This is a genomic window from Lysinibacillus louembei (assembly GCF_033880585.1).
In the GTDB taxonomy this organism is placed as follows: domain Bacteria; phylum Bacillota; class Bacilli; order Bacillales_A; family Planococcaceae; genus Metasolibacillus; species Metasolibacillus louembei.
Map to the genome: position 1 here is coordinate 1578330 of NZ_CP137624.1, position 18182 is coordinate 1596511.

17 protein-coding genes are annotated in these 18182 nt (G+C 37.7%); 14 read left to right on the plus strand and 3 right to left on the minus strand.

Annotated elements, in window-relative coordinates; genetic code table 11:
• The first annotated feature begins 115 nt into the window (after positions 1-115).
• The 7 genes from groL (at position 116) to R6U77_RS07905 (ending at position 7767) form a co-directional block, all read left to right on the plus strand.
• A complete protein-coding gene (groL, locus tag R6U77_RS07875) occupies positions 116-1753 on the plus strand; it encodes a chaperonin GroEL (RefSeq protein ID WP_319838054.1) in 1638 nt (545 codons plus the stop codon).
• 309 nt (positions 1754-2062) lie between these two features.
• A complete protein-coding gene (locus R6U77_RS07880; protein WP_319838352.1) occupies positions 2063-3388 on the plus strand; it encodes a CitMHS family transporter in 1326 nt (441 codons plus the stop codon).
• 99 nt (positions 3389-3487) lie between these two features.
• Positions 3488-4756 (plus strand): ATP-binding protein, encoded by a 1269-nt coding sequence (locus R6U77_RS07885; RefSeq protein ID WP_319838055.1) that lies wholly within the window; start codon positions 3488-3490, stop codon positions 4754-4756.
• 1 nt (position 4757) lies between these two features.
• A complete protein-coding gene (locus R6U77_RS07890) occupies positions 4758-5432 on the plus strand; it encodes a response regulator (RefSeq protein ID WP_319838056.1) in 675 nt (224 codons plus the stop codon).
• Positions 5433-5456: 24 nt separating this feature from the next.
• Positions 5457-6407 (plus strand): tripartite tricarboxylate transporter substrate-binding protein, encoded by a 951-nt coding sequence (locus tag R6U77_RS07895; RefSeq protein ID WP_319838057.1) that lies wholly within the window; start codon positions 5457-5459, stop codon positions 6405-6407.
• A gap of 55 nt (positions 6408-6462) precedes the next feature.
• Positions 6463-7017, plus strand: coding sequence for a GNAT family N-acetyltransferase (locus R6U77_RS07900; RefSeq protein ID WP_319838058.1), 555 nt, complete (start codon positions 6463-6465; stop codon positions 7015-7017).
• Positions 7018-7035: 18 nt separating this feature from the next.
• Positions 7036-7767: a hypothetical protein gene (locus R6U77_RS07905; protein WP_319838059.1), complete on the plus strand. Its 732-nt coding sequence runs from the start codon at positions 7036-7038 to the stop codon at positions 7765-7767.
• A 50-nt stretch (positions 7768-7817) separates the two neighbouring features.
• On the opposite strand, the gene R6U77_RS07910 is transcribed toward R6U77_RS07905, so the two are convergent.
• Both R6U77_RS07910 and R6U77_RS07915 read right to left on the minus strand, forming a co-directional pair.
• On the minus strand, positions 7818-8618 hold the full coding sequence (locus R6U77_RS07910) for a YwqG family protein (RefSeq protein ID WP_319838060.1): 801 nt from the start codon (positions 8616-8618) through the stop codon (positions 7818-7820).
• A gap of 173 nt (positions 8619-8791) precedes the next feature.
• A complete protein-coding gene (locus tag R6U77_RS07915) occupies positions 8792-9250 on the minus strand; it encodes a YusW family protein (RefSeq protein ID WP_319838061.1) in 459 nt (152 codons plus the stop codon).
• A gap of 166 nt (positions 9251-9416) precedes the next feature.
• Here R6U77_RS07915 and R6U77_RS07920 point away from each other — a divergent pair, with 166 nt between their 5' ends.
• Both R6U77_RS07920 and R6U77_RS07925 read left to right on the plus strand, forming a co-directional pair.
• Entirely contained in the window at positions 9417-10673 is a 1257-nt protein-coding gene (locus tag R6U77_RS07920; protein WP_406601085.1) for a glycoside hydrolase family 18 protein, read from the plus strand.
• A 275-nt stretch (positions 10674-10948) separates the two neighbouring features.
• Entirely contained in the window at positions 10949-12301 is a 1353-nt protein-coding gene (locus R6U77_RS07925) for an S-layer homology domain-containing protein (RefSeq protein ID WP_319838062.1), read from the plus strand.
• Positions 12302-12451: 150 nt separating this feature from the next.
• On the opposite strand, the gene R6U77_RS07930 is transcribed toward R6U77_RS07925, so the two are convergent.
• Positions 12452-13195, minus strand: a complete 744-nt coding sequence (locus R6U77_RS07930; protein WP_319838063.1) for an alpha/beta hydrolase — start codon at positions 13193-13195, stop codon at positions 12452-12454.
• Positions 13196-13373: 178 nt separating this feature from the next.
• Here R6U77_RS07930 and R6U77_RS07935 point away from each other — a divergent pair, with 178 nt between their 5' ends.
• The 5 genes from R6U77_RS07935 to R6U77_RS07955 all read left to right on the plus strand — a co-directional run bounded on the left by R6U77_RS07935 (position 13374) and on the right by R6U77_RS07955 (position 18102).
• The gene (locus R6U77_RS07935) at positions 13374-14267 is read left to right on the plus strand and encodes a LysR family transcriptional regulator (protein ID WP_319838064.1); all 894 of its coding nucleotides are present in this window, start codon (positions 13374-13376) and stop codon (positions 14265-14267) included.
• Positions 14268-14277: 10 nt separating this feature from the next.
• Positions 14278-15090: a tetratricopeptide repeat protein gene (locus tag R6U77_RS07940; RefSeq protein WP_319838065.1), complete on the plus strand. Its 813-nt coding sequence runs from the start codon at positions 14278-14280 to the stop codon at positions 15088-15090.
• A 281-nt stretch (positions 15091-15371) separates the two neighbouring features.
• The gene (locus tag R6U77_RS07945; protein WP_319838066.1) at positions 15372-15857 is read left to right on the plus strand and encodes a chemotaxis protein; all 486 of its coding nucleotides are present in this window, start codon (positions 15372-15374) and stop codon (positions 15855-15857) included.
• A 28-nt stretch (positions 15858-15885) separates the two neighbouring features.
• On the plus strand, positions 15886-17163 hold the full coding sequence (locus tag R6U77_RS07950; RefSeq protein WP_319838067.1) for a globin-coupled sensor protein: 1278 nt from the start codon (positions 15886-15888) through the stop codon (positions 17161-17163).
• Between the two features lie 123 nt (positions 17164-17286).
• On the plus strand, positions 17287-18102 hold the full coding sequence (locus tag R6U77_RS07955; RefSeq protein ID WP_319838068.1) for a YitT family protein: 816 nt from the start codon (positions 17287-17289) through the stop codon (positions 18100-18102).
• Positions 18103-18182 lie beyond the last annotated feature (80 nt).

The following is an 18182-nucleotide window of genomic DNA, read 5'->3' on the forward strand; positions in this document are numbered from 1 at the left end:
GAAATAAGGGGCGGGCAAGTGCTTGCTTGCCTCGCATATAAAAAGATAAGTAATGAGCTGACAATCAGCAACATATAACACGAATGGATAATTATTTTCAGGAGGTTTTTTTAGAATGGCAAAAGATATTAAATTCTCAGAAGAAGCACGTTCATTAATGTTTCAAGGTGTAGATAAATTAGCAAATGCAGTGAAAGTAACATTAGGTCCAAAAGGGCGTAACGTTGTATTAGAGAAGAAATTTGGTTCACCTCTAATTACGAATGATGGCGTTTCTATCGCAAAAGAAATTGAGCTTGAAAATCCATATGAAAACATGGGCGCAAAGCTTGTAGCAGAAGTAGCATCAAAAACAAATGAGATTGCTGGTGACGGTACAACAACTGCGACAGTATTAGCACAAGCAATGATTCGTGAAGGTTTAAAAAACGTAACAGCTGGTGCAAATCCTGTAGGTATTCGCAAAGGTATCGATAAAGCAGTAGCAGCAGCTTTAACAGAGCTTCAGGCAATTTCACGTCCAGTAGAAAATAAAGAAGCGATTGCACAAGTAGCAGCGATTTCTTCAGCAGATGAAGAAATCGGTCAATACATTGCAGATGCAATGGAGCGTGTTGGCAACGACGGTGTTATTACAATTGAAGAATCAAAAGGCTTCACAACAGAGCTTGATGTAGTAGAAGGTATGCAATTTGACCGTGGCTACGCATCTCACTATATGGTAACAGATACAGATAAAATGGAAGCTGTATTAGACAATCCATATGTATTAATTACAGATAAAAAAATCTCAAACATTCAAGAAATTTTACCTGTATTAGAGCAAGTAGTACAACAAGGTCGTCCGATTTTAATTATTGCAGAAGATGTTGAAGGCGAAGCTTTAGCAACATTAGTTGTTAATAAATTACGCGGTACATTCAATGCAGTAGCTGTTAAAGCGCCAGGCTTCGGTGACCGTCGTAAAGCGATGCTAGAAGATATTGCAATTTTAACTGGTGGTCAAGTAATTACACAAGATCTAGGCTTAGACTTAAAATCAGCTGATATTACTTCTTTAGGTCGCGCAGCGAAAGTTGTTGTATCAAAAGATAATACAACAATCGTTGAAGGTGCAGGTGACTCTGTAGCAATCGAATCTCGCGTTGGTCAAATTCGTGCACAGCTTGCTGAAACAACTTCAGAGTTTGATAAAGAAAAACTACAAGAGCGTTTAGCAAAATTAGCTGGTGGCGTAGCAGTAATCAAAGTTGGTGCTGCAACAGAAACGGAATTAAAAGAGCGTAAACTACGCATTGAGGACGCATTAAACTCAACTCGCGCAGCAGTTGAGGAAGGTATCGTTTCAGGCGGTGGTACAGCATTATTAAATGTTTATGGCGCAGTGGAAAAAGTACTTGAAGAAGTAGAAGGCGACGTAGCAACAGGTGTGAAAATCATCCTGCGTGCATTAGAAGAGCCAGTACGCCAAATCGCTGAAAACGCAGGCTTAGAAGGTTCAATCATCGTTGACCGTCTAAAACGCGAAGAAGTAGGTGTTGGCTTCAACGCAGCAACTGGTGAATGGGTAAACATGATCGAAGCAGGCGTAGTAGACCCAGCAAAAGTAACGCGTTCAGCTCTACAAAACGCAGCATCTGTAGCAGCTCTGTTCTTAACAACAGAAGCAGTAGTAGCAGACATCCCAGAGCCAGCAGGTGCAGGCGGCGGAATGCCTGATATGGGCGGCATGGGCATGCCTGGCATGATGTAATGGCTTTGCACAGCTTTTAATTGGTTAAATTTTAGCTATTAGAAAGTTATTGAATAAACGTTGCAGCACTTCTTTTGTATAGTAGTAGTGCAGTTCACAACTACCACCTCTTATGATTTGAAAATCATAAGAGGTGGTTTTTTGTGCCTTGAAAAGTTAGAGAATAGTTGTTTGGTTTTTATGAACACAATTCACTTTAAGAATAAAATGTTTTTATTTTTCATTTTATATCGCTTTTCGTTAGAATTCGTTAAATTAGTTTTAATATAAAACGCTTTCAAAAATGAAAAGGGGTGTTTCACAATGGCGATGCTTGCGATTCTCGGTTTTGCTATGGTAGCTACATTTATGTATTTAATTATGAGCGGAAGGCTTTCCGCATTAATTGCACTTATGATTGTACCAGCGGCGTTTGCTATTTTTGCTGGCTTTGGGTCTGACATTGGTGAAATGGCATTAGAGGGGATTAAAAATCTAGCACCAACTGGTGTTATGCTAATGTTTGCTATATTGTATTTTGGTGTAATGATCGATGCTGGTTTATTTGATCCAGTTGTCGGTAAAATTTTGAAAGCAGTGAAAGGCGATCCGATGAAAATTGTAGTCGGTACAGCTGTGTTAGCGTTGATTGTGTCACTTGATGGGGATGGTACGACAACATATATGATTACGATTTCAGCCTTTTTCCCACTTTATCAACGTTTGAAGATGAATCCACTTATTTTGCCAACAGTGGCTTTAATGGCTGTAGGTGTCACAAATTTAACACCATGGGGAGGACCGACTGCACGAGCAGCTAGTGCTTTAAGTCTTGATATGCACGACCTGTTTAATCCATTAATCCCTGTAATGATAGGCGGCGCTGTATGGGTGATTTTCTCGGCTTATTGGATGGGGAAAATGGAGCGGAAACGTCTAGGCGTTTTATCAGTTGAAACAATGTCTGTAGCAATTGGAAAAAACGAGCATGGCATGGTATTTGGAGATGAGGTTGCGGCTGATGAAAATATGCAATGGAAGCGTCCAAAATTATTATGGTTGAATTTATTGTTAACGATTACATTAATGGTATTGCTTATTTTAGGTGTTATGCCATTAGCCATTCTTTTCATGCTTGCATTTGCAATCGCAATTACAATCAACTATCCGAATGTAATGCATCAAAAAGAACGTATCGCAGCACATGCAGGAAATGTACTAGCGGTTGTGTCGTTGGTATTTGCGGCTGGAATTTTCACAGGAATTTTATCTGGAACAGAAATGGTAGATGCAATGGCTAATAGTCTTGTGGCAATTATCCCTGATGCAATGGGTCCACATTTGCCAGTGATAACAGCTATTACAAGTATGCCGTTTACCTTCTTTATGTCTAATGATGCCTATTATTTTGGTGTACTACCAATTATTGCAGAGGCTGCATCAAATTATGGAATTAGTGCAGTAGAGCTTGGACGTGCCTCTTTACTTGGGCAGCCTGTTCATTTACTGAGTCCACTTGTTGCATCTACCTATTTACTTGTTGGTATGGCAAAAGTTGATTTCGGTCAATATCAGCGCTTTGCTATTTTATGGACAATTGGCACATCTCTTGTGATGACAGTTGTTGCTTTATTGCTTGGTGTTATCTCACTTTAATTAATTATTCCCGGAGTTTTGACATTCGGGAATTTTTCTTTTATTTTGAAATATTTTTTCGTACAATTTAGTATAAAGCAGATAAGATGAGGAGCCTTTATGAGAAAAAAAACGATTACATTGCGGACAAAAATTTTTATTCTCGTGTTTTCACTGCTTTTTTTTATTGTAGCTGGTATGTCCGTTGTTTTTTACTCAATTCAAGCACGTGAAACATCGGAGCAGGTTGAGAAATTGTCATTGCAAACCGCACAGACATTATCTTTTATGCCAGAGACTATTGCTTTTTTAAATGGACATTCAGATCGAGACACTCTTCAGTCCATTTTAGAGCAAATAAGAAAACGTACTGAGGCACAGTCTATTACCATTGCAGGACGAAATGGAACTGTGCTTTCTACGTATGAATCTGAAGGGGCTTTACAGGAATCAGACAGTCGTTCTCTTATATATGGAGGAACGTATGTAGTTGAAGAGCAAGGCATAAATGGAGAATCCATTATTAGTAAGGCACCTGTTTTATATACAGTAGAAAATTCAACAGAAGTCGTTGGAACTGTTTCAGTTGAATTTTCAAAGCAATCAATTGCAGTTCAAACTGCTGCACAAATGAGCAATATTTTAATTGCAGCGGCATTTGCTCTTTTAGTAGGGATGATTGGTGGACTTTGGCTGACAAAAAGTATTCTAGCGGATACACTCGGCTTTGAACCAGCAAAAATAGCCGCTATGTATAAACGAACTATTGATGAAATGCGCCTCTATTCAGATGAATTACGTGCCCAGACGCATGAGTTTATGAATAAGCTGTATGTACTTTCCGGCCTTTTACAGTTAAATCGCTATGAGGCCGCACTAGACTTTATTCAAAAAGAAGTGGATAACGTCACTGTCCATCAGCATATTGTCTTTAAGCAAATTAAGGACGATTTAATTCAAGCTGTTCTACTTGGAAAAACAGCAAAGGCATCTGAGCGCAAAATAGCCTTTTCTATTGAACCAGAAAGTACATTGACAGCTATACCAGCCAATGTTGATGTCCATTTATTGCTGACAGTCATTAGCAATCTTATTGACAACGCATTTGATGCAGTAAAGGAATCAGAGGATCCGTATGTTTCTTTTTTACTAACGGATGCTAGTCCGACACTTATTATTGAAGTTGCTGACAACGGACATGGTATTGATGAAAATACAGTTCAGTTGCTATTCGAAAAAGGCTGGTCAATAAAAGGGGAGCACCGAGGCTATGGCTTGTTTAATGTCAAAGAAGCAGTCAATTCTTTTGGAGGCATGATTGATGTGCTACCAAATGAACCAAACGGAACAATTTTCACTATTTATATACCAAAAGAGGGAGGATCTTAATGTGATACGTGTTGCTATTGCTGAGGATGATTTTCGTATTGCCAACATACAGGAAGGCTTTTTGCAGCAACTTGAAGGGTTTACACTTGTTTGGAAGGCATTGAATGGAGCAGAGACGCTAGAGCAACTGGAAAATGAACCTGTGGATTTACTATTGCTAGATATTTATATGCCAGATCAGCTTGGAACAGAGCTACTACCGATTATAAAAGAACGATTTCCACAGACAGATATTATTATGATTACAGCTGCTTCTGAAAAGGAAATGCTTCAGGAAGCACTCCGTTATGGTGTTTTTCATTATTTAATCAAACCGGTATCACTTCAAAAATTTACATCAATTTTGATGAATTATAAAAAGAAAAAGCAGCTTTTGTCTGAAGCGAGTCATGTTACTCAAGAGGTGGTAGATGCTTATTTTTCGGAGGTCGTATCACCAACAATTTCTACGACCTCGCTGCCAACAGGGATTGATAGTGTTACACTTACACATGTTTCAGACTTAATGAAAACGATTGAGTCAGGTATTTCCATCGAGGAAATGGGTGTGAAAATGGGGGCTTCGAGAACGACTGCTCGTCGCTATCTTGAATATTTGGTCACAATTGGCTCCTGCCGCGTAGAGCATGAATATGGTATTGTTGGACGCCCAGAGCGCCGTTATTTCAAGATATAGCTTTTTCGAGTAGGAGGGATGGAATTGCTGAAAAAGTTAATGATTTGTTTACTCGTTGGTTTTATAGTAGGCTGTACACCATCCGATTCATCCCTTTCAGAAAAGGAGCTGACATTGATTGTCCCTGGTTCCCCAGATGGTGGATGGGATGCTCTTGCGTCTTCTATTAAAACAGTAATTGAAAAAGAAAAGCTTATAGATAGCAATATCAAGATTGTTTATGAAGAAGGGAATGGAGGAGAGGAGGGATGGTTAAGGTTAAACGAATCTTCTAGTGGCACAGTCGCTATGACATCTAGTCTCTTATTAACAAATGAGCTACTTGGGCATAGTAAGCTGCATTACAAAGATTTCACACCACTAGCTACGATGGCAAGTGAATGGCAAGCTGTCGTTGTATCTAATCACTCTTCTATTACTTCTATTCACGATTTAATGCAAAAGCTCAAATCTGAACCAGCCCGTTATCCAATTGGAATTGAGCCACAGTTTGGGAATGATGATCAAATAGCATTTATACAAGCCGCTCGTACACAACAGATTTCTATAGCATCAGTGCGTTTTTTACGATATACAAACGGTGAGGATTTATTGCAGGCACTGCATTCGGGGGAAATCGAGGCCGCTTCACTTTCTTCTTCTCAATCGGAAATATTTGCTGAAAACAAGCAAATTCGTATTATCGCAATTTCGTCACCCGAGCGTCTAGAGCGTCTTCCTGATGTTCCAACATGGAAGGAAGAAGGAATTGATGTTGTCTTCCCACATTGGCGGGGAGTAATGGGGTCAGGGGATATGAGTGAAATGGAGCGAGAACAATGGAATCAGTTATTGGAAAAGGTTCAAGCATCTCCTGTATGGGAGAAAGAGCTTGAAAAAAACAATTGGACTGCCTTTTATCGAAACAGTGAGGAAACTGCAGCACTTTTAGAGAATGAATATCGAAAATATCACTCCATCATGCAGCATAAATAAGTGTGAAAGGAGTTATTAAATAATACTGTGAAATTAAAGAATGAGGGGGATTTCTATGAAATACGACAAAGAAAAAATGGCTATTACAACAGATAGACTTATTCTTCGATTGTTTCAAAAAACAGATGCAGAAGCAGTAGCAACGCTTTGCAATAACTATAATATTTATAAAAGCACCTTATATTTGCCGCATCCATATAAGCTAGAGGATGCGTTAAACTGGATAGAATATCACTATGAAAATTTTGTAGAAGGCCGTTCCTACGAATTGGCCGTAACGGATAGAGAAACAAACGTGCTATACGGAGCAATTGCTTTATCGCACAATAAACACTTTAATCAAGGAGAGCTTGCTTATTGGATTGGTGAGCCGTATTGGGGAAAAGGCTATGCTACAGAGGCAGCAAAGGCAATCGTGCAATTTGCATTTGAAGAAAAAAAGCTGCACAAAGTGTTTGCGAGATATTTTGCAACAAACCCTGCTTCAGGAAAAGTAATGGAGAAGATTGGGATGGAGCAAGAAGGTGTATTAAAGGATCATATCGTAAAGGATGGCAAGTACGAGGATTTAATATATTACGGGATTATTAATAACTTAGAACATCACTAAGTAAGGAGTTTCGTAGCTATGGCAGAGAAAAGAATAATAGACATAAGATTATTTGAGGAATTAGAAAATACTCGGTCTTTTCCTGATTATGCTGGAAAAATATACGCAATTGAAAAAGAAGTGCATTTGATTTGTACTAGATTCGCTAGAAAGCTTAGAGAACAAAACTTTATAACTGGTGAGTTTGATCATGTATATATTGTGATGACACCACTTCTTGGAGAGCAAGTGGTACGAGAGGCAGAGCGGCAGATTGATAAGCGAGTCAAATGTTATTATGTTGGGGTAGCAATTGATTCTTTTAACTATAAATCAGTAAAGGAAAAAGAGGTCTATATTTTAGAGCTAGTGGCAAAGGTGCTGCTGGAAATTGCGCATAATGCTGAGCAAGCGGATTTAGTAATAAGCACACATCAGCTCTTATTACAGCTAGGAAGTGAAGTGGAGATTACTCACCTAACAAAGGAAACGAAAAAATATAAAATAATGATTACTTATCAAATACATCCAAATAATGCGAAATCAAAAGCAATCATTGAATATCATGATTTACAACAGGCTGTAAAAAGAAAAAAGGCATTTTTAGAGTTAAACATGTACGAGGATATTTATTTTTTAGCATCTACTGTCATGCTTCAAAAGGATATGATATGCATAAAGCCAAAAACGTCAGAAACTGCACGCTACCATACGAAAGATTATGTAACGCCAATTAATCTTGCAATAGAAGAAATTCCATACATGGAGTAAGCAGGAGACCCTATAAACAATTTTTTATGTGTTTATAGGGTCGTTTATTTTTAATGACAATCCCAATTATAAAGCACATTGCTAAAATCTTTGCGTTTTAATTCGTCTTCTGTAATGAAGAAGTTCCCAACGCCAACATCTCCCCACATAATATGTTCACCAACACTATCAACTTGTAGTAATAAAATTGTAGAATCAGTGTAGTCACCATATGCACGAGGATCCTCCTGTGTAAAGAAAGGATAGCCCCCTATTTTATGACCAGTTCCGCTAAATGTATCGTAAAATTGATCTTCAAGCTCAGCGTCCTCCTCCACATCTTCTTTAATAGCTGCATAGACGTCATTGCTACGGAAATCATCAATCATCAACGGTTCAAAATCTGTTTCAAAGGAAAGCGCCATTTCTTTTTCGACTGGGAAATACAATTCTTCATCCTTTAACTCAACAAAAGAAAAATCTTGTACTAGTTGCGATTCATCTTGAATGATTTGCTCATGAAAAATCACACGAAATCCAGCTTGATTTTTTCCATTATCAAAATCCATTCCTAAAACGTCATCATAGCCATCAATATAAAATTGCAAAATACCTTCAGTAGGGAAGTTAGAAAGATGCCTTGGTACATCTGCAAAATTGATTTGTGCTAACAATTTTAACGGTTGTCCTTGTTCATTTTTAGGATATTCCATTGTTAACGGAAAATAAGGATTTCCTTCAAATTTGCTTTCAAATAAAGATGTTTGGCGTTCAATTGTGTTAATGCGTACAACAGGCTGAATTGTGTTTTCAATAATAGAGCGGTATTGCTCGAATTCTTGTGGTAGCTGCAAAGTCGATTGATTTGTCATATGATGCCCCCTAGGTTTAAGTTATTTTTATTTTAGAACAAATGTTTCCTTTTTGGAATGGTCTAAATTCACTATATTTTATAGTGCTACTAAAAAGCCCTTAATATATAATAAACACATGTGCTCCTGCAATGAACTTATTGCAGGAGCGCATTAATTCTTACTTATGCTTTTTATTGATTCAACTTGAATTCTTTTTGTGTACCATCTGTAAAACGTACTTCAAGCTCAAACTCTGTATAGTCTGTAGATAATCCAAATGCATCTAAAACTTCAGCAGCAATTGTGGCATTATCTGTTGTTGCATCAAATGTTAGCTTTTGCAGTAAAGGCTCCAGCTTTGCATAAGCATCATTTCCTTTTAGCTTTTCACCATTTACCTTATCATCAATTTCGGCCTCAATTCCTTCGTTATCATTTTCATAATCAGCCTCGTATTTTTCTGTTAAGCCATATGACACTTCTAAGGAGAATTTTGTAAAGGCTAAGCTAGCAGTTGGCTGATTTTCATTTGCTGCACTATCTGGATTACTTGGTGTTGTGACAGGTACTTCCGTTACCTTATCGCTATTGCATGCTGCTAGTAAAAAGATGCTTAATGGAATAAACAACCACTTTATTACTTTCCTCATATAATTTCCTCACTTTCTTCATGAACTTATTATATTTATTACCCAATTAGCGAAAAAGTAATCATGGACACATGAAAATCGGCTAACTATCATAAACTACCACTAGCATTAAGGATTGATAGGAGGAGCTATTATTCAAATTCATGTCGTAAGGGCAGGAGAAAGCTTGTGGAGCATCGCACAAGGCTATGGAACGACAGTTGACGTAATTGTGCAGGCAAATCAAATTCCAGAGCCGGATCAGCTTGTTATAGGGCAGGCATTAGTTGTACCGATTTATGGGAATTTTTATACGGTGCGGGCAGGGGATAGTTTATGGTCGATTGCACAAAGGTTTCAAATGAATTATTTAACCTTAGCACAAATTAATGGAATTAATCCTTATCAAACATTATCAGTAGGTCTTCGCCTATATATTCCACCAACAGTGAAAAGTAACGCAGAAGCACTTGCTTATATTGAGCCTAGAGGAGATACAGTAAGTGAGGCGGTGTTAAATCAGGCACGTGAGGCTAGTCCATATTTGACATATTTAGCTTTATTCAGCTTTGAGGCCAAACGAGATGGTTCGTTGAAAGTTCCGCCATCAGGGGAATTACCAGCAATTGCACGACAAGCAGGTACGATGATGTCGCTCGTTGTGACCAATTTAGAGGAGGGCAATTTTAGCGGAGAGCTGGCACAGGATATTTTGCAAAGTAGCGCGGTGCAGGAACGTCTGTTAAATAATGTGTTAGCAGAAGCGAATCGAATTGGCAATGTGAGAGATATTCATTTTGATTTTGAAGCACTACCTGCAAGTCAGCGTGAAGCATATGTACAGTTTTTACAACGCGCAGGTGAAAAGTTTCATCCAGCAGGCTATTTTGTATCGGCAGCGCTTGCTCCAAAGGCGAGTGATGAGGCACAAGGGGCATGGCAGGTGGCACACGATTATGGAGCGATTGGTGAAGTTGTAGATTTTGTTGTGCTGATGACCTATGAATGGGGCTACATTTCAGGGCCTCCAATGGCTGTTTCTCCTATTAATGAAGTGGAGCGCGTTTTAAATTATGCGTTAACGAAAATGCCTGCCAGCAAAATTATGATGGGGCAAAATTTATATGGCTATGACTGGCCGTTGCCTTTTGTACAAGGGCAAACGAGAGCGACGGCATTAAGCCCACAAAGAGCCATTGAACTTGCAAACCGCTATCATGCAGCAATCCAATATGATACAACGGCACAAGCTCCGTATTTCTATTATGTCGATCAGCAAGGGCAGCAGCATGTTGTTTGGTTTGAGGATGCAAGGTCGATTCAGGCAAAGTTTGATTTAATGAAAAAGCTCCAAATACGTGGAATTGCATACTGGCGCTTAGGATTGCCATTCCCACAAAATTGGCTGTTGTTAGAGGATAATTTTAATATTGTTAAAAGATAATGCAAAAGAGCAATAGTTTTAGCAAATATTTAGTATATAAGCGAGGGCTATCTAAAAGGATAATCTCTTTTTAGATAGCCCGATTTATATTTTGCCTAGTTATATAGCATTATTCTAGCGAAAAGTTACAGGACAATCGATTCGTATCTAAAAGAATAGCAAGGAAATTATAATAAATCGAGTGTTCAAACATTGGCAATATTGTATACTAATAAAAACGTGGTCAAGCTGTTGGCGCTTACGTTTACTAATCGATTAAAGGGGAGATTGCTAGAATGAAAGGTTTTAAACTAGTTGCCATTTTATTTTTAGTATTACAATTAGTTTTACCGATGTCAGTAAGTGCACAAGAAGGAGAAGGTATTGATTACTTAGCATTAGGTGATTCACTTGCAGCAGGTATTCAAGAAACTGGTGAGCTTGGGCTTAGTTATGCAGACTTTTTAGCAATGAGCATGTCTGAGGAATATAATGTAAGCTCGTATAATAAAGGATTTTCCTATCCAGGGTATACGACATTAGATGTATTAAACGACATTAAAAACAATGTAACAAAGCCTATTTACAACATAGATGGACTACAAAGTGAATCAGCAGCAATACGTGATGCAATTGCGAATGCAGAAGTGATTACAATTAGTGCAGGCGCTAACGATATACTTAAACATTTTAATAAAGAGACGTTAGCATTTGATTTAAATGGTGCGTTCACAGGCATTCAGCAGCTAGGGAAAAATTATGAGGCAATTTTAAAAGAAATCGCAGCAATTAACCCAGATGCTACTGTATTAATTATGGGCTATTATAATCCGTTTCCTTATTTAGATAAAAATTTGCAAGTCCAATTAGATGCGCTTGTATCAGCCATTAATAAAATTATTCAAGATACTGCCTATACTCATAATGCGGTTTTTGTAGAAACAGCTCTATATATTGCAGAGGACTTCCAAACGTATATACCGAATCCGCAAAATATCCATTTAAGTGAAGCTGGCTATAAATTAGTGGCAGATTTATTTTTGACAGAAATTTATTATAATTTCTATGAAGATGCATCTAGTTATGAGGATATGGAATATGTAACATTTACGGATACGGAAGGTCATTGGGCTGAGGAGTATATCGGCTTTATGGCTATGACTGGTATAATGGGTGGCTATGAGGACGGCTCATTTAAGCCAGACCAACCATTGAAGCGTGTACATGTTGCCACAATTCTAGGACGTGTTATTGGCAATGAAGCAACACAGCTTGCACCATTTAAAGATATTACTAGCTATGCCGAAGAAACACAGCAGCAAATTGCTGTAGCATATGAGGCAGGTATTATTAAAGGTAATGGCAATGCTTTCAAGCCAGAGGAGAAGATAACACGTGCACAAATGGCATTAATGGTTGCACGCTTATATGAATATGTGTTTGAAGCATCATATGAGCCGAAGGAAATAGCGCCATTTAAAGATATTAAAAAATACGATGAAGAAACACAGAAGGCGATTACATTGCTATATGATTTAGGTATTGATGAAGGTGTTGATAACGGGATTTTTGCACCGAAAAATGAAGTGACACGCGCACAAGCGGCACAAATTATTACAGAGTTTATCTACTCAGCAATATTTGAATAAAGGGAAGGCTGTTTGAAAGTAGATAAGATACTTTCAAACAGCCTTTGTTGTGGTTCAGTAGAAAATGCCTAGGTGCGATAAATACTTAGATTACTTTTCATTCAGTGGTTGCTCAAAGCCTTCGACGCAATTACGCCAAAGCATAATTGATTATTGCCACTTTAATCCTTCGAAAAAGCGATATACTTCCTCGAACACAAGCTCTCGCTCTTGCCCTAGTGTTAAAATATGACCAGAATTTACAAATGTTTTAACTGATTTAATGCGAGATTTCACAGAGCTATAAATAAGGTCTGCGCTTTCGCAATAATATTCATCATCCTGTAAGCCACGTAAAATATGGACGGGTGCTTGAATATTGTCTAGCTTTGCACTTGTATCATTAATCATGCCCTGTAAATATTCCAGTGATGGCATTTTGACCGCCTTAGCAATCGTTGATCGATTATCAGTCGTTTCATCAAATGTACCTGATAATTTTTTATAATTAATCGTATAGTCAATAACACGATTTTGAAGGCTATCTGTATTTTTGGCAATCGCTGGTGCACTCATAGCAACGATAGCCTTTGTTGGGCGCTCAGCTCCAAGCTTTAAAGAAAAAATACCACCAAGTGAAACGCCTGCTACAGCAATTTCCTCATAGCCTAGACTGCGTAAAGTGTCATAGCCCTCGATTACGCTATCCCACCATTCTTTAGGGTTTGTTTGAATTAATGTCGATGGATCACTACCATGCCCTTTATATAATGGTGCATGAACTGTATAGTTACGGTCTGATAAATAACGACCAAGGCGTTTAACATCATTCGTATTTCCTGTGAAACCGTGTAATAATAATACTGCGCGATTACCTGCCTCGATTGTGAAAGGTTTTGGTGCAACAATTTTCATCATAAAATCTCCTTTATAAATATGACAGTTTTAAGAAAAATGTATTTTAATCATTGTAATTATGTTTATTTTTTGCTATGCAATGTTGTTAAAATTATTATAGTCACGAAAAAATATAAATACAATTTATTATTTCTATCATTTCAATTCCATTTAGTTATTAAAAAGGAGCGATCAAGTGGAAATTCAACAATTACATTATTTTAAACTAGTTGCGACATTGCAGCATATGACACAGGCAGCGGAGCAATTAAACATTTCCCAGCCAGCCTTGAGCAAGTCGATTGCGAATATTGAGCAAGAATTAGGGGTGCCGTTATTTGACAGGCAGGGACGTTCCATTTTTTTAAATCGCTATGGCGCATTATTTTTGGAAAGTGTAGATATTATTTTAGCTGAGCATAGTAAAGTCATGCAGGAGTTTGCTGAAATTACGAGACCAGGCTATGGTGAGGTTTCTTTTGGATTTATACATACGCTTGGAATGGAAGTCGTTCCTGACCTGATGGCACGTATGTCAGAAAGATATCCGCATATGCAATTTACATTGACACAGTCGACTTCGCTGCGTTTATTAAAGCTTTTAGAGGATGGAGATATTGATTTATGCTTATCACAAAAAATCGAATCGAAGCTGCTAGATATTAATTGGGTAGAACTGTGGACAGAGGAGCTTTTTGTCATTGTGCCAGAAAATCATCCTTTAGCAGAGCGCGAATATATTCAGCTAGTGGAAATTAAGGATGATCCGTTTATTTCAATTAAGCGAGGCAATTCGCTACGCCAAATGGTGGATACATTATTTGAGTCTGTAGGGGTTACAACAAATACGACCTTCTCAGCAGAGGAGATGCATACTGTAGCAGGGTTTGTTGGCTCAGGCCTTGGCGTATCATTAATTCCAAATATTAAAGGCCTAGATCAATTTAATGTTAAAAAACTTAGAATAAGTGAGCCAGCTTGCTTTCGGAAAATTGGGCTTTCTTGGGTGAAAAACCGCTATATTTCACCAGCGGCAAATGATTTTAAAGACTTTTTAATCGAAACATTAATAAAAGAGCAAAATAAATGAGGTGAGTGATTTGTTGCAATTATTAGCTGAATTACCAGCTGAAGAGCGTGCATATTGCCTGGAGCAATTAGAGATGGGAGAGCGTGGTGAACGACCTGCAATTTATAAGCTGATTGAGCTATGTGAAAATAATGCTTGGCATAGTGAAAGGCTGTTTTGGCTTCAGCGAATAGATGATGAGGCAGAGGCGCAATATGCGCTTGCCAATCATTATTTTATGGAAGGCAATGAAGAGAAAGCCTTCTACTATTACGAAAAAGCTGCACTGCAACATCATGCGGATGCTGCCAATAATTTAGCTGACATGTATTTGAATGGCGAAGGAGTAGCAACAAATGAACGACTAGCATTTTATTGGTTTATGAAGGCGGCAGAGGCAGGGGTAGTAGAGGCAATGTTTACGCTAGGCATTATGTGTGAGCAAGGTCTAGGGCAGGAAGTGAATGAAGTGAGCGCATTGCACTACTACATAAGCTCGGCAAATGGCGGATATGTAGAGGCACAATATCAGGTAGGGATGATTTATTTAGAAGGCTTACTTGGACACCAGCAAAATTTACAAAAGGCGATTATCTTTTTTGAAATGGCCGCCCAGCAACATCATGTCGATGCATTGTTTAATTTAGGCTATATTTTTGCAGAGCCGCAGTACCGTATGCAAGATGGCGTAAAAGCGATGCATTACTTTAAAAGAGCTGCTTTATTAGGTGATACATCAGCAAAATGGCAGCTTGTGCAACATTATGAAAATGGCATACTTGTTGAACGAAATAAGGATGAAGCACAAAAATGGAAGCAGTCTATAAATCAAAAATTGCAATAGCCAATTTTAATGATATCTACTAGTGAAATAGGATCGTCGTTGTATATATTTGTTGATTCTATATACCTATTTATTGGTTGTTTTGGAAAGGGTATAATATACTGAAAATTTATAATTATTATTGCCAAATGTTTAAAAAATCATAAAAATGTGAAATAAACTATAAAAGTGTGTTTTTTTGAAGTGATTGTCGTTTGAACTTGATTCAGCAATCTTTCCTACGTGAAAGTCCTGTTTCAAAATAGAGCAATAAAAAATAAGATGATGTGGATGTGATAAGGATGAGCGAGCAATTACCATTACAAAAAGGCAGCGAAAATCAAAACTTACGTGATTTACAAAGAATTTTGCTAGAGCAGCAAGAGGATATTACGTCCTTATGTACAGTTATTGAACAGTTAAGAATACTGGAACAAAGCATTTACAATCAGAATCAACAGCAAAACATGCATATGCTCATGCAAATGCAGAAAAGACAACAGCAGCGCTTTCAGCATCTAGATCAGCTTATTTTTACGAATAGACGCCATCTGAAAAAAGGTCAAATTACGGATAGTAGCATCATCACATACAGTAAAGAAGTGAGAAAGATGGAGGCGGGTGTTCGCACTTTACGTTTATATTGTGAAGATGTAGTAGAAATGACATCAATAGACTATACGAAGCCTAACCGAGCAATGGAGAGAATTTATTATTTTGATAAACGTTCAACATCTTTACAAGTAGAAATTCACCTATTAAGAGAAAACATCGATAAAATACAATAATTTTATAGAAATGGGTGTTGCTATGTTTATGAGAAAAAAAGAAAAGATGGAGCGCATACATCTTGATAATCTTTCTGTAGAAATGCGTATGGATACTACAATTGCAAAGCAAATTGAAATGTTGCAAATGACAGAGAGTGATTTGAAGTTTTTAAAAGCTTTCCAACCGTATGTAGAGCAAAACATTGAGGAAATCGTAGGTCATTTTTATCGTTCAATTGGTATGGAAACAAGCTTAATGAAAATTATTGATGATCATAGTTCTATAGAGCGATTAAAAACGACACTCAAAAAACATATTGGAGAAATGTTCAACGGTCAAATTGATGAGCAGTTTTTTTTAACACGACAACGAATTGCCCAAGTACATGTGCATATTGGCTTACCAACTAAATATTATATTGGAGCATTCCAAAATTTGTTTATAAGTTTAATGGAAATTGTACAACAAAAAATTGAACATCCTGAAAATCAGTTTGCTACATTACGTGCAATTTCAAAAATATTAAACTTTGAGCAACAAATTGTGTTAGAAGAGTTTGAAAATGTTGTACAAAAGGCCAAGCTTAGACATGAGGAACAAAAGCAATATATTAGCCAACAAATTATTGGAGCTACAGAAAATTTAGTAGCTATTTCGGAGCAAACCTCCGCATCTGTTCATCAATTGCATCAGCAATCAGAAGACGTTGTACATTATGCTGAGGAAGCTTTACAAATTTCAAGCGAGGCAAAAAACCGAGCGCAAGAGGGGAACATTCAAATTAAACAATCGCTACAGCAAATGGAGCAAATTATTCACTCCGTTGAGGAAATTGCAGGAGATGTGAATGAGCTTGTAGCGATTTCAAAGGAAATGGAAGGCATTATCGCGATTGTAACAAACATTGCTGACCAAACTAATTTGCTGTCCTTAAATGCTGCGATAGAAGCGGCACGTGCAGGCGAGGCAGGTAAAGGGTTTAGCATTGTTGCAGGTGAAGTGCGAAATTTGTCGGAACAGACAAAGCAATCTACTAAAAATGTAGCTACTTTACTACAAAGCTCAAATATTCAAACTGAAAAATTACTAAACTCTATGCAACGTATACAAACAGCAGTATCCTTAGGGGAGCAAGGCTTAGCAACAACTGCCCAAAGATTTACGCAAATTTTATCAGCGATGGAAGAGCAGCAACAAAAAAATAGCTTAGTTGGTCAAGAAGTACATGTGATTGGTCAAGTAATAGACGATTTAGGATCGACATTTAACGAAGTGTCATACTCTGTAGATTCATTAGCAACAGTTGCGAAGGATTTAGTATAAATACTTACCGAAAAGCTGAGGATGTTGGAAAAGCAAAACTTTTTCTAACACTTCAGCTTTTTTATGTTGGATTTCACGTATATTATAGTATAAAGAGATTAACTGTGAACAGGAGAACATGTTATGAAAAACATTGTGATGATTTTAGGTGCATCCATATTAGTAGCGTTTGCTTATAATTTTTTGTTAATCCCACATGAAATATTAAGTGGAGGCTTAAGCGGGATTGCGATTTTGCTTGGGATTGTGACGCCAATTAATACGGGGATATTAAATTTACTACTCAACTTGCCGTTACTGATTTTAGGGGTAATTAAGCTAGGGAAGCGATTTATTAGCTATACGATTTTATCGGTTGTTGTCTTATCTGTTAGCTTGTATGTTATTCCAATACATAAGGCGACAGAGGACCCTATTTTGGCATCTTTATTTGGAGGGGTCATTGTTGGGCTTGGTGTTGGTTTGATTTTTAGAGCATCTGGGTCATCAGGGGGCTTCGATATTGTAGCAATGCTTTTAAGCCGCAAGCGCGATTTCCCGCTTGGCGTCCTGATTTCTGCAATGAATGGTATAGTTGTTGCTTTTTCAGGCTTTATTTTTAGCTGGGATGCAGCATTGCTAACGCTCGTCTCTATATATGCAACAGGTAAGGTAGTTGACACTGTTCATACAAGTCATATTAAGCTAACGCTAATGATTATTACGAGCAAGGGAGAGGAAATGAAGGAGCAGCTACTAACGAATTTATATCGCGGTGTCACAATTATGGATGCAGAAGGTGCTTATTCAGGTGAAGGGCGCAAAGTGTTGATGACCGTTATTACTCGTTATCAGCTTGCTGAAGTTCGGCACATTATTAAGCAGGCTGATGCAGAAGCTTTTGTTAATATATTGCAAACGACAGAGGTTATTGGCATGTTTGATCGCAGCGCGAAATAATCGTAGCTATTTTGTCACAGAACAAGCTAATAATATAAAGTACAATGAAAGAAATGGATGTTTCGCAAGGAGAGAGGATC